Source organism: Veillonella caviae (genome assembly GCF_003992125.1).
In the GTDB taxonomy this organism is placed as follows: Bacteria; Bacillota; Negativicutes; order Veillonellales; family Veillonellaceae; genus Veillonella; species Veillonella caviae.
On record NZ_RQUY01000016.1, the window covers coordinates 32,791 to 45,305 of the forward strand.

Annotated in this window: 12 protein-coding genes; 11 read left to right on the forward strand and 1 reads right to left on the reverse strand. The window is 38.8% G+C overall.

Translation table 11 applies throughout. From position 1 onward, the window contains the following. Positions 1–4: 4 nt before the first annotated feature. From EO120_RS06695 to EO120_RS06715, 5 genes are all read left to right on the forward strand, one after another. Complete coding sequence (locus tag EO120_RS06695) at positions 5–1,366, forward strand: TrkH family potassium uptake protein (protein ID WP_127134714.1); 1,362 nt, start codon at positions 5–7, stop codon at positions 1,364–1,366. Positions 1,367–1,400: 34 nt separating this feature from the next. Next, a complete protein-coding gene (locus tag EO120_RS06700; protein WP_127134715.1) occupies positions 1,401–2,051 on the forward strand; it encodes a potassium channel family protein in 651 nt (216 codons plus the stop codon). Between the two features lie 112 nt (positions 2,052–2,163). Further along, positions 2,164–2,970, forward strand: coding sequence for a hypothetical protein (locus EO120_RS06705; RefSeq protein ID WP_127134716.1), 807 nt, complete (start codon positions 2,164–2,166; stop codon positions 2,968–2,970). Between the two features lie 15 nt (positions 2,971–2,985). Further along, entirely contained in the window at positions 2,986–4,077 is a 1,092-nt protein-coding gene (locus EO120_RS06710; protein WP_127134717.1) for an AAA family ATPase, read from the forward strand. A gap of 31 nt (positions 4,078–4,108) precedes the next feature. Further along, a complete protein-coding gene (locus EO120_RS06715; protein ID WP_127134718.1) occupies positions 4,109–5,746 on the forward strand; it encodes a vWA domain-containing protein in 1,638 nt (545 codons plus the stop codon). A gap of 117 nt (positions 5,747–5,863) precedes the next feature. On the opposite strand, the gene EO120_RS06720 is transcribed toward EO120_RS06715, so the two are convergent. Further along, a complete protein-coding gene (locus tag EO120_RS06720) occupies positions 5,864–6,541 on the reverse strand; it encodes a metal-dependent hydrolase (protein WP_127134719.1) in 678 nt (225 codons plus the stop codon). A 181-nt stretch (positions 6,542–6,722) separates the two neighbouring features. On the opposite strand from EO120_RS06720, the gene moaC reads away from it, so the two are divergent. The 6 genes from moaC to typA all read left to right on the forward strand — a co-directional run bounded on the left by moaC (position 6,723) and on the right by typA (position 12,366). Further along, complete coding sequence (moaC, locus tag EO120_RS06725) at positions 6,723–7,301, forward strand: cyclic pyranopterin monophosphate synthase MoaC (protein WP_127134720.1); 579 nt, start codon at positions 6,723–6,725, stop codon at positions 7,299–7,301. Between the two features lie 110 nt (positions 7,302–7,411). Further along, positions 7,412–7,897, forward strand: coding sequence for a tRNA (uridine(34)/cytosine(34)/5-carboxymethylaminomethyluridine(34)-2'-O)-methyltransferase TrmL (trmL, locus tag EO120_RS06730; protein ID WP_127134721.1), 486 nt, complete (start codon positions 7,412–7,414; stop codon positions 7,895–7,897). 66 nt (positions 7,898–7,963) lie between these two features. Beyond that, entirely contained in the window at positions 7,964–8,332 is a 369-nt protein-coding gene (locus tag EO120_RS06735; RefSeq protein WP_127134722.1) for a YlbF/YmcA family competence regulator, read from the forward strand. After that, positions 8,304–9,236 carry a UDP-N-acetylmuramate dehydrogenase gene (gene murB / locus EO120_RS06740; protein WP_127134723.1) on the forward strand — a complete coding sequence of 311 codons (933 nt, stop codon included), beginning with the start codon at positions 8,304–8,306 and terminating at the stop codon, positions 9,234–9,236. The genes EO120_RS06735 and murB overlap by 29 nt, the downstream gene beginning before the upstream one ends. A 136-nt stretch (positions 9,237–9,372) precedes the next feature. Next, complete coding sequence (locus tag EO120_RS06745; protein ID WP_127134724.1) at positions 9,373–10,341, forward strand: epoxyqueuosine reductase; 969 nt, start codon at positions 9,373–9,375, stop codon at positions 10,339–10,341. 213 nt (positions 10,342–10,554) lie between these two features. After that, the gene (typA, locus tag EO120_RS06750) at positions 10,555–12,366 is read left to right on the forward strand and encodes a translational GTPase TypA (protein ID WP_127134725.1); all 1,812 of its coding nucleotides are present in this window, start codon (positions 10,555–10,557) and stop codon (positions 12,364–12,366) included. Positions 12,367–12,515 lie beyond the last annotated feature (149 nt).

Consider the following 12,515-nt stretch of genomic DNA (forward strand, 5'->3'; position numbering starts at 1 on the left):
ATATATGTGGCAAGAACATAGACCTCATCATGTGCAACGATATATGCAACAGAATCCATATCGATTATTGGCACTTAGCTTTTTAGTGGTCATGACGGTGGGGACTATTTTTCTCATGTTGCCTATAGCCAGTGCACAGGGACAAGAAACCTCGCTAGTTGATGCGGCTTTTACAGCCGTTTCTTGTGTGTCCGTTACAGGACTCGCTACTGTGGACACCTATTATCATTGGTCCTTGTTTGGCAAGATTGTCATGGTAATCCTCATACAGTTAGGCGGACTTGGCATTGTATCATTTACAACTATTGTTGCTTTATTGTTGGGGAAACGGGTAGGTCTTAAGAATCGATTATTACTTTCAGAAGATGTAGGTCACGATGGGATGAAGGGCCTTCTCCAGGTGACGAAAAAATTGACTATTTATACATTGGTTATTGAATGTATAGGAGGCATTTTATATGCTATCCAACTATATCCATATATAGGTGGCGATTCGTTTTATATAGGTTTTATGCAAGCCATTTCTACATTTTGCAATGCAGGATTTGTATTCTTTGACAATAATTTGCCTTATAAAATGGTAGGTGATGTATTATTTAATATAAATACGGTAGTTCTTATCATTATCGGCGGCTTTGGTTATTTAGCGACTTTCGATATATGGTCTCATCGCAAGGTGAGACGTTTTGTTGATTTAAAACTGCATACTAAGCTAATGCTCATAGGTACGATAGTGCTGATTGCACTAGGCTTTATTGTATTCCTCGGTGTAGAATGGGCTAATCCAAATACCTTAGCCCCTCTACCAGTGTTGGATAAGGTGATGGCGGCCTTCTTTCAATCGGTTACACCTCGTACTGCAGGAATAGCGACTATTGATTATAGTCAACTGCATCCGATTACATTGTTTGTCAGTATTATTCTCATGTTTATTGGGGCTGGTCCAAACTCGACGGGGGGTGGTGTTAAAATCAGTACCGTTATGGTTGCCATTTTAGCGTCGTGTACATTATTTAATAACCGCTCAGATGTAGAGGTATTTGGACGGAGAATATCTATGGTCACTGTTCTTAAGGCGAATGGGATTATTTTTCTTTCTATATTATTAGTATTGTTAGCTACGTGTTATTTAGCATGGAATGAATCATTTGATTTCATTCGATTACTGTTTGAGGTTACGTCCGCATTTGGTACGGTGGGGCTTACGACGGGGATTACACCTGATTTATCTGAAAGTAGTAAATGGGTTCTTATATTAGTTATGTTTACAGGCCGTGTAGGGGTTATGACTATTATCGGAACTTGGGCATTACGTACGAAGCCGAATAAGCCAATTTCCTATGCAGAAGAGAATGTAATGTTATAATAATAAATTACCATCAATTTAAAAGAGGTACATAATGAAACAAAAAACAATAGCCGTTATAGGTCTTGGTAGATTTGGCATGATTATTGCCAAGATGTTAGCAGCCATGAATCATGAAGTGCTAGGTGTAGATATCAATCCAGATATTGTACAAAAAATATCGCCTTATCTTACACATGCCATTGTAGCAGATACAACTGATGAAGAAGCGATAAAGGCACTGGCATTAAGTCAATTTGATATGGTCATTGTAGCTATTGGAGGTAATATACAAGCGAATTTGATGACCTCCATGCTGCTTAAGGAAATGCATATATCTAAAGTTGTGGCTAAGGCCGAAAATAGTTTGCAAGGTAAAATGCTTCAAAAAATAGGGGTAGATCAGGCTATTTACCCTGAATATGATATGGCATTGCGACTTGTTCAATCATTGACTCGAGACCATGTGATGGACTATTTACAATTATCTAAGAATATTAGCCTTATTGAAATAAGTATGCCTTCCTTCTTAGTAGGGACTTGTTTAAAGGATTCTAAATTGCGTGAGCAATATAATCTTAATGCAGTAGGCGTTAGAAGAAGTACGGGGTTGGATGTGCCACCAGATCCGACGGCTATACTTTCAGAAGAAGATAAATTACTCGTAATTGGGAATAATTCTGATTTAGATGAGTTAACTAAGTAGTTAGTATACGAAAGAAATATAAATACATCGAAAAAATATGATATAATAAAATAGAATTCAGTATAGGTCATACGTATTTGTATGGCCTTTTTAGATAGAAATGAAGGATAGTATGACAGAAGAACAATATATAGTAGCTCTCAAAAACAATCCACATGGTATTCGCAATATCCCTAATTCTACAGAGGGAATGCAGTTAGCCTGTGTGGAACAGAATGGAATGCTATTACAGTACATTAAAAATCCTACTGAGCGAGTGATTGAAACTGCATTAACACAATCGCCACGAGCTATTCAATATGTGGAGAATCCAAGTGACAAATTATTGATTGCATTGGTAAAACAAGATTGGGCGGTTCTTGAGTATATTCAAAATCCATCGGATGAGGTGATTCGCATTGCCTTAGAACAATCGGGGTGGGTCATTCGATACATTAAGAATTCATCAGAGGAATTACAGTTAACGGCTGTAAAAAAACAATATGATGTATTGCAATATATTGCCAATCCATCAGATCGGGTTAAAATGGCGGCTGTAGAATCTAACTATTTGGCATTGCGTTATATCCCGCAACCGACAGTGGATATTTTGAAAGCCGCAGTCTTACAAAATCCGCAGGCTATGCGTCAAATTACGGATTTGGATTTAGATACAGTGGTAGAGCTGTTGAAGGTCTCTACGTTAATACTTGGTTATGTACCGAAACAACTGGGTTTGACTGTCGATATGGTTAGAAACATTATAATTGAAATGATTGCAAATCCAGCTGTAGAAGCTCGTTATGTACGGGAACTCGTAAGCAACCCTGTCATTGGTGGACGCCAGTCAACATGGCCTATCGATATATTGTTATTAGTTGATGTATATGGGTCTATACAGGCAAAGAAAATTGCTATTGATCAGTATTTACTATATTAAGAAAAAGGAGTCATAATGAATTTTACAGATACAATGGCTAGTGTGGAATTAGTGCTAGCCGCTAATCAAGTGCCATTGCTCGTCGGCGAAACAGGGATTGGTAAAACATCGTTAGCAGCACGCGTTGCAGAGGTTCATGACTGGGAACTCGTCACCATTGATGGCAATCTTTTAAAAGAAGGGGAAATAGGAGGCTTGCCTACGGTGGAAACCGTATTACATAAAGATAGTGACGGTACGGTTAAAGAAATTAAAACGACTGTATATGCTGTACATCATACCTTGGAACATGTGTCACGCGCTGTTAATGCAGGTCGTCATGTATTGCTGTTTATCGATGAAATCAATCGTGCAGAACATGCGGTGCAACAAGAATTAATGAACTTGATTTTGAATCGAGAAATCAATGGATTTGCTTTAAGTGATGATGTGCGTATCATTGCAGCTATGAATCCAGAGGATTCCTTTGACTATCAAACGATTGATATGGATCCAGCTCAACAAAACCGTTTTGTATGGCTCTATATGGAATCGGATTATATGCAGTGGATTGACTGGGCTATTTCCGCAGACATTGAAGATAAGGTTGTGGAATTCATTTCCTCTTATCCAGATTATTTAAATCAACGTCATGAAGATGATATCGATGCTACACCTCGTTCGTTTGAACGGATATCTCATATTTATAGTATTTATAAGGCGGGTGGTTACAGCCGTGATGTATTCCAAAATGTGATTCGCGGTAATGTAGGTAAACTTATTGCGGAAGCCTTTGTTAATTTTGTTGACACTGAACAAGTACCATTGATTTCTTTTGATGATGTGTTAGCGGCTGTGCATAAGCCAGGTGCCATTATGTCCTTGCAAGAACGTGTTAATGGTGAAAGCCCAACTCGTCTCTATGTAGCGGCTAAAAATATGCTATATCGCTTAAATCGCAATAGCAATGCAGAAGAAGTTCATCACTTTATCGAGTTCATTGCATTGTATCCAGGCGATCTGCGTATTGCTGTTATGAAAGATTTACGTAACACATATGTCCATGTGTATAGTTATGCTATCGAAGATGATCTCTTTATAGAAACGTTTTTTGAAGCCAATCGTTAATTCATGAAAGCGTATATGACAGGTAGAAATTATGAATCGAAATTTAGATAAAGATGATATTCGAGATGCGTCTGACCTGCTTACTCATATCGACGGATGGGAGAAGACTGGGCGCTATGATGAAGCGGCTATCAAGGAGCTAGATAGATGGCATAGAAAGCGTAATCGGATTGCTCGTGATGCGGATGCGTTGTATGAGCAACTATACGCGCGTTATTTAGCATATGTAGATGAACATCCAGTATATAAGCAACATGCGGAAGAAATTGCTGTAGATATGGTGAATCACAATATGTCGGATAGTCATATTGGTACTATAGGCAAGGGCTTAACGGAGCTTCATGAGGGAGCAGGCGCAAATCTCGATGTATTGACGCAACATGTGTTAGTTGATGGATATGAACAGCGTTTATGGCATATCTTACACGATGTAAATAGTCTACTGTTCGATGAGGATCAATTCTTTGGTTATTTTTATCTACAAATGACGCATCGTGTACGTTTAGATATGACCAGCGCTTTTGGTGTAAACCTCAAACGCGGGGGATATGTGTTATATGTTAATCCTTTCATTATGTTACGACAACCGCCAGATGTTATGAAAGACGGTATTAAGCGGGAAATATTGCATGTTATATCAGCCCATTTGATGAGGGTGAAAGAACTTAGTCAACGGTTTAATAAAAAAGCTAGTCACATGGCTATGGATATGGTTGTAAACGATTATTTAGAACATGTTGACCGAGATGCGATTACCGTCGCTAATGTAAATGCAAGATATGGTCTTTTACTAAAGCGATTTCGTACTTTAGAATATTATGCAAAGGCTATTGATAAAGCAATGCAAGAAAAACCAGATCTCTTTGTATCTGTTGAGGATTCCAGTCAAATCGTGGCAATGGAGTTTAATGCTGATTCGAGCCATGATATTTGGGATGAGTCTGACACTATTGATACAGAGACGATGGATAAAATTACGGAACGCTATATCAACAAAGCATCAAAAGGGGATATGGAAGGTTATGTAAAAAGCCTTATCGACACATTCCAAAAGACGCGATGTTCCTTGCCTTGGTATTTTTATCTTAAAAAGTTGATGGGGAAGGTGGCTAGTGGACATAAAAAAACGACGATGCGTCGCAATCGTCGTCAGCCAGAACGGTTGGAATTATCTGGCACATTACGCCAGCATAAGGCGAATGTGTGGGTAGCCCTCGATATGAGTGGTAGTATTACAGATGTAGAATTCACAAATGCTTTAGAACAAGTCTTACAAATTGTTCATGCTTATAATCATCGTATTACCATTGTGGAATGTGATAACGAAGTACGTCGTATCTATACGATGGAATCCGTAAAGGATGTGAAACCACGACTCGATGTGCGTGGATCAACAGCCTTTTCGCCAGTCTTTGCCTTAGCCAATCAACATCACGTAGATTTACTTGTATACTTTACGGATGGGAAAGGCGAAGACCGTCTTCGTGAATCGCCAAAAGGATATAAAGTATTATGGGTACTTACGGGGGCTGAGCCTAAGTTATCTTTGCATAATCCACACGGCATAGTTCGCGAAATGGGCTATGTAGCCGTTGACGAAACACAAGACATCGATGAATTCGTGAGAATGAGCAATCGCTCTGGGTTTTCCATGGCAAATCAAGAGTAATGTTACGCTTTGAATAAAAAAGGACGCAATTGCGTCCTTTTGGTGTTTCCTTCCGCACCTTTTGCTCTAAATAATCCGATGGAAGGTTTTTTCGTTATTTTTGTCGTACCGTCTTAATTAGTTATTTAAAACAATAGATGCTCCTGGATCAATAATAACCGCAGTTTGGTTGTATTTACCTTCTACTAGACTGGTGAATACACCTGGTTCGCGGTCGATAACAGGCCATGTTTTGTAGTGAATTGGGATGGAGATGCGTGCTTTTATATAACTTGCTGCAAGGGCTGCATCTTCAATGCCCATTGTGTAGTTATCACCGATAGGGAGAAGTGCGTAGTCGATATCGCCAAAGCGGTTCAATAATTTCATGTCGCTGAAGAGAGCAGTATCGCCGGCAAAGTATACGATGTCGCCGAAGAAATTGACGATGCAACCTGCTGCGTGTCCACCTGGTACGCCAGCACCGTGGAAGGCAGGTGTGATACGAACAGAACCGAATTCAAAGTCATATTTACCACCAAGGTGCATAGCATGTGTACGGCAACCTGCAGCGGCAGCTTTGCCTGCAACTTCAGCTGTAGAGATGACGAGCGCATCATTAGCTTTGGCGATGAATTCAGTATCTCCGTAGTGATCATCGTGACCGTGACTAACAAAGATATATTGACATTTGATATCTTCTTTTTTAGCAACGTCCCATGTATTGCCTGTCAAAAATGGGTCAAAAATCATGGAAACATCACCATTTGTTAGCATAAAGCATGCATGACCGAAATAAGTTAATGTTGTTTTCATAGGAACACTTCCTTCCTCATATATACTAATTTAATTATATTGTATAATAGAATTAGAAAAAGTAAAACTATTATTGAGAATTTATACATATTTCGTTATTGTGAAAATAAACTATTTTGTTACTCAAAACATAGTATTTTTTTAGCATTTAGCATAACGAATAAGAAAATAGGATGTACATATGGATTTAACACATTTTGATGAACAAGGCAACGCGTGGATGGTGGATGTGTCGCATAAGGCTCAAACAGAGCGTATCGCTATTGCAGAAGGTTTTATTACGATTAATGATGCTATTTATGAAAAAATTATTGCTGGCACTATGAAGAAAGGCGATGTTCTCTCCGTAGCACAATTGGCGGGGATTATGGGGGCTAAACAAACGAGCCATCTCATACCCCTTTGCCATCCTTTGATGCTTACTAAAGTTGAAGTGCATTGCACGTTGGTAGATAATGTTGATAGGGTTATTAATCATACATCTTGTGAACAGGGCACGAATGAAAATAGTTCGCTCTCTATCGTGTATACTCCGTGTTATGATGAGTCCCATACAAAGGCTGTCAAAATCATAGCTACGGTTAAAACTACTGGTCAAACGGGGGTAGAAATGGAAGCTCTTACCGCTGTGCAAGTAGGTCTCCTTACAGTATATGATATGTGCAAAGCTATTGATAAAACGATGGTTATAGGTCCTACGTATCTTGTAGAAAAAGACGGTGGTAAGAACGGTCATTTTATTCGCAATAGCGGTAAATGAGATTGGTAGCATAGCACTATTTTGTTCCACTTAGGAAAATAGAATTCACTACTTGAATACACACTTTAGATTAGGTAGAATAATATAGATATAAGAATAGAGGGTGAATTATGGAAATTGTATTATATGAACCAGAGATTCCTGGTAATACCGGTAATATTGCACGCCTCTGTGCGGCAAACCATATGACTTTGCATCTTATCAAACCGCTAGGCTTTTCCATTGACGATAAGCATGTTAAACGAGCAGGCCTTGATTATTGGCATTTGGTAGATGTACAGGTACATGAGAATATAGAAGAATTATATGCGAAATATCCTGAACGTCGTTATTTTTATGCTACTACGAAGGCTAAACATGTGCATTCTGATGTGAAGTTTGAAATTGGTGATATGCTTGTGTTTGGTCCTGAAACTAGAGGGTTACCTGAAAGTTTATTAGAAGGTAACGAAGAGACTTGCGTTCGGATTCCTATGGTGGAAGAGGCACGGTCTTTGAACTTGTCTAATTCTGTGGCTATTATTGCCTATGAGGCTATGCGTCAATTGGATTATCCCGATTTGAAAGAAGTAGGCAATTGGATTAGCCATAAGTAAAATTATGTATGATGTTTGTGAAAGTTAGCTTTCACAAAGAATGGTATATGAAATAGGGGGAATATTATGAATTACGATAAAGCTCATGATTTAGCACATGCAATGCGTGAATCTGAAGAGTACAAAGATTTGATGAAGGCGCAAGAAGCGGTTAAGGCTGATGCGGAAGCAACTGCGTTGGTGCGCACATTTATGGCTCAACAAATGCAATGGGAATATGCTAAGTTATCTGGCGCGCCAGAAGCGGATGATTTACAAAAGAAACAAGAGGAATTAATGCCTCAAATTCAAGCAAATACAGCAGCAGCTACTTATTTGCAAGCACAAATGCGTTGGAGTCAAGTATCTAATGATATTTACAAAATCATTAGCGAACCAATCACTGAGGGGATGAAAGTTTTAGATCATGGGGAAAAACAACAACCACAACATTAAGGCGTTACAAACGGCTTTATTAGAAAAATTACCAAGTACACGTGTACGAGAAGAGGAATATTTACGGTATCATACGACGTTTAAAATTGGCGGTCCTGCTGATGTATTTATTGAACCTACGACGATGGCCGAATTAAGCTTTGCTCTTCGCACCATTCACGAGTTTGATGTGCCTGTTACCATTATTGGTTGCGGTTCTAACATTCTGGTGAAAGATGGTGGCATTCGCGGTGCTGTTGTATCGGTTCGTCATATGACGCAAGTTATGGAGTGCAATGATAATGTCTTGTGCATCGGTTCTGGATATATGTTAAAAGATGCATCCGAATTTGCTTGGGTAAATGGTTTGACTGGACTTGAATTTGCTATCGGCATTCCCGGCACATTAGGGGGGGCTGTATTTATGAATGCTGGTGCTTATGATGGGGAAATGAGCAATGTCGTTACGGCTGTTCGAGCTGTAGACTTTCAAGGCAATATCAAAGAATACGATGCATCGCATCTAGGTTTTGCATATCGTCATAGTATATTCCATGATAACAATGAAGTTATTGGTGAAGTGATTATGACTCTTAAACCTGGAGACAAAGCAGCTATTAAGGCGCGTATGGATGAACTTACAGAAAAACGTGAGTCCAAACAACCTTTGGAATTTGCTAGTGCCGGATCTACCTTTAAACGCCCACCAGGGTATTTTGCGGGAACGTTAATTGAACAAACCGGCCTCAAAGGATTATCCGTAGGAGATGCGCAAGTATCTCATAAGCATGCCGGTTTTGTTATCAATACGGGCAGTGCTAGTGCGAAGGATGTACTGGATTTAATTGCTGAAGTGCAACGTCACGTGTATGACCAACATGGGGTGCATCTTGAACCAGAAGTACGTATGATTGGTGAAGATTAATACGAACTAAATACTACTACAAGATTTCTTATGTACTGTTACTCTTTTTTAGTGAGACGGATTCGTAAGAAATCTTTTTATGGTCTTTAAAAGAGTATAATCATTATATAGTTTATCTATATTAGGAGGCGACAATATGAATACTTTGTTGGCACAGGAGATTCATGATAAAGCACTAGCATGTGGTTATGATAGTTGTGGTATAGTGCCTCTTGATGTACTTGACTTTTATAAAGAACGGCTAACGAAGCGTTTAGAAGATGTACCTGAAAGTAAAACGGTATACGCTCATAGTAAAGCTTTTTTGGCATTAAAAGAAAACTATCCTTGGGCACAATCCATAGTGGTTTGTACTGAGTATTTTGGAAACTATAAGTTTCCTGTATCGCTTCAAAATCGATATGCAAAAGGATTACTACTATCTTTAGCCAATATCCCCGATGGTGTTGAAACTAAACGGAGACAATCTTTTGAAACTTGGTTATATAGTAAGAATATCCAATTTATTGGTGGTGAAACAGCAAAGCCTGCTGGAGTCATTCCTCTACGTGCTGCCTCTGTAGCAGCCGGACTAGGAATTTATAGAAAAAATAATTTCTTTTATGGACCTAAAGGCTCTAATTATGAATTGGTAGCTTATTTAATAGATAAGCCTTGTAAATATATTCATGATACAGAGATTCCACCATGCCCAGAGTCTTGTAACTTATGTCAGCAAGGGTGTAAAACTAACTCTTTATCTGCACCATTCATAATGAATCCGTTAACTTGTGTATCCTACATTAATACCTTTGGTAATGGTCAATTACCAGAAGGTGTAACCGATGATATGCTAGAAGAGTGGATTATAGGCTGTGATAATTGTCAAGATGTGTGTCCTTTTAATAGAGATCATGCTTGGAATGTGGGACAGGAATTTCCTGGATTAGCTGAATTAGAGCCATTGTTACAACCGGAATATATTTTGAAAGCCTCTGATGATGAGATTATAGAGAAGATGATTCCCAAATTTTGCTTTCATCTAAAAAATGAGCAAATTCCATTACTACGTTCTTCTGTTAAACGAGTATTACACTATAGAAAGAAACATTTTGGAAATAGATGAGAATTACAATCGGTTGTACGCATGGTGCATAGCATGATGGCATGATTAGCACTATTAAAATAGCTCTTTTCTTTGACATGATTGATTTAGTTGCAGTATAATTAACTGTTGCCAATTTTGGGAATATACCTACGTAGTACGACATTTTGTGAATAAACTAACATCGTAACTATGTGATATAGAATATACTGACAGAATTAAAGGGAGGATCTTATGATTCGCGAAAATCTTCGAAATGTAGCGATTATCGCTCACGTTGACCACGGTAAAACAACGTTGGTAGACGCATTATTACGCCAAAGTCACGTGTTCCGTGATAATGAAAAGGTAGCAGAGCGCGTAATGGACTCTAATGACCTTGAACGTGAAAGAGGGATTACTATTCTTTCTAAAAATACTGCTGTTATGCACGATGGCATTAAAATCAACATCGTTGATACACCAGGCCATGCTGACTTCGGTGGTGAAGTAGAACGTGTTCTTAACATGGTAGATGGCGTATTATTGCTTGTAGATGCTTATGAAGGCCCAATGCCACAAACAAAATACGTTTTGCGTAAAGCGTTGGAACAAAAATTGAAACCAATCGTAGTTATCAACAAAATTGACCGTCCAGATCAACGTGTAAAAGAAGTAGAAGACGAAGTTCTTGAATTGTTCATGGAACTTGAGGCCGATGATGATCAATTAGACTTCCCTGTAGTGTACGCATCTGCTCGTGCTGGCGTGTCCAAAACAAACTGGGATGACGAAGCAGTGAACATGGATCCATTGTTCAAAACATTGATTGAAGAAATCCCTGCACCAGAAGGGGATAACGAAGGTCCACTTCAATTCATGATTACTACTCTTGATTATGATAATTTCATTGGTAAAATTGCGGTAGGTCGTATTGTACGCGGAAAAATGAAAACCAATCAACAAGTAGCTATCATGAATGGCGAAAGCACTCGTAAAGGTAAAATCGGTCGCGTTTATACGTATAATGGTTTGAATCGTGTAGAAACTGACGAAGCTGAAATGGGTGATATCATTGCTTTTGCTGGTATCGATGACATCAACATTGGTGAAACAATTGCAGATGCTGAAAATCCAGAAGCATTACCAACTATCTCTATTGACGAGCCAACATTGTCCATGGTGTTCTCCGTAAATAACTCTCCATTTGCAGGCCGTGAAGGTGAATTTGTAACTTCTCGTCATTTGCGCGATCGTTTGTTCCGCGAAGTAGAAACAAACGTATCTATGAAAGTAGAAGAAACTGATTCTGCAGATGCTTTCAAAGTATCTGGCCGTGGCGAATTACATTTGGCGGTATTAATCGAAACAATGCGTCGTGAAGGTTATGAATTACAAGTAGGTAAACCGCGTGTAATTTTCAAAACTATTAATGACCAATTGTGCGAACCATTAGAAGCATTGACTATCGACGTACCACAAGAATTTATGGGTACTGTTATGGAAAACCTTGGTCAACGTAAAGCTGAATTAACTAATATGGTAGAATTAGCTGGTTACCTTCGTATGGAATTCGTTGTTCCTGCCCGTGGTTTGATTGGCTTCCGTGCTCAATTCTTAACTGCTACAAAAGGTAATGGTATTATGAACCATGTATTCCATGGCTATGCACCATACAAAGGTGAAATCCCATCTCGTACTCGTGGCGCTTTAGTAGCTTTTGAAAATGGTGAAACTACACCATATGGTTTGAACTCTGTTCAAGACCGCGGTACATTGTTTGTTGGCCCTAACCAAGACGTGTATACAGGACAAGTTATCGGTGAAAATACTCGTGAACTTGATATGGATGTAAATCCATGTAAGAAAAAACATGTTACAAACATGCGCTCCAGCTCCTCTGACGAAGCTGTTCGTTTAACACCACCTCGCATTTTCTCCTTGGAACAAGCTCTTGAGTGGATTAATGATGATGAATTGGTAGAAGTAACACCAGAAAGCATTCGTATGCGTAAAACAATCCTCGATCGTAACGCTCGTGCAAAAGCTGCTAAAAATAAAAAATAATAGCGGAATCTATTTTGCTATAAATGGATTACTGATACTGAAAGGACGCCGAAAGGCGTCCTTTTCTTTGTATAGGCTTATAGGACAAAAAGTGTGTGTAAAAACCCTTGTAATACTAGTAAATATCTAGTGTTATAAGGGTTTAATCT

Coding starts and splice junctions, on each gene's coding strand:
- EO120_RS06695 (WP_127134714.1), top strand. CDS start 5: ATGTGGCAAGAACATAGACCTCATCATGTGCAACGATATATGCAACAG.
- EO120_RS06700 (WP_127134715.1), top strand. CDS start 1,401: ATGAAACAAAAAACAATAGCCGTTATAGGTCTTGGTAGATTTGGCATG.
- EO120_RS06705 (WP_127134716.1), top strand. CDS start 2,164: ATGACAGAAGAACAATATATAGTAGCTCTCAAAAACAATCCACATGGT.
- EO120_RS06710 (WP_127134717.1), top strand. CDS start 2,986: ATGAATTTTACAGATACAATGGCTAGTGTGGAATTAGTGCTAGCCGCT.
- EO120_RS06715 (WP_127134718.1), top strand. CDS start 4,109: ATGAATCGAAATTTAGATAAAGATGATATTCGAGATGCGTCTGACCTG.
- EO120_RS06720 (WP_127134719.1), bottom strand. CDS start 6,541: ATGAAAACAACATTAACTTATTTCGGTCATGCATGCTTTATGCTAACA.
- moaC (WP_127134720.1), top strand. CDS start 6,723: ATGGATTTAACACATTTTGATGAACAAGGCAACGCGTGGATGGTGGAT.
- trmL (WP_127134721.1), top strand. CDS start 7,412: ATGGAAATTGTATTATATGAACCAGAGATTCCTGGTAATACCGGTAAT.
- EO120_RS06735 (WP_127134722.1), top strand. CDS start 7,964: ATGAATTACGATAAAGCTCATGATTTAGCACATGCAATGCGTGAATCT.
- murB (WP_127134723.1), top strand. CDS start 8,304: ATGGGGAAAAACAACAACCACAACATTAAGGCGTTACAAACGGCTTTA.
- EO120_RS06745 (WP_127134724.1), top strand. CDS start 9,373: ATGAATACTTTGTTGGCACAGGAGATTCATGATAAAGCACTAGCATGT.
- typA (WP_127134725.1), top strand. CDS start 10,555: ATGATTCGCGAAAATCTTCGAAATGTAGCGATTATCGCTCACGTTGAC.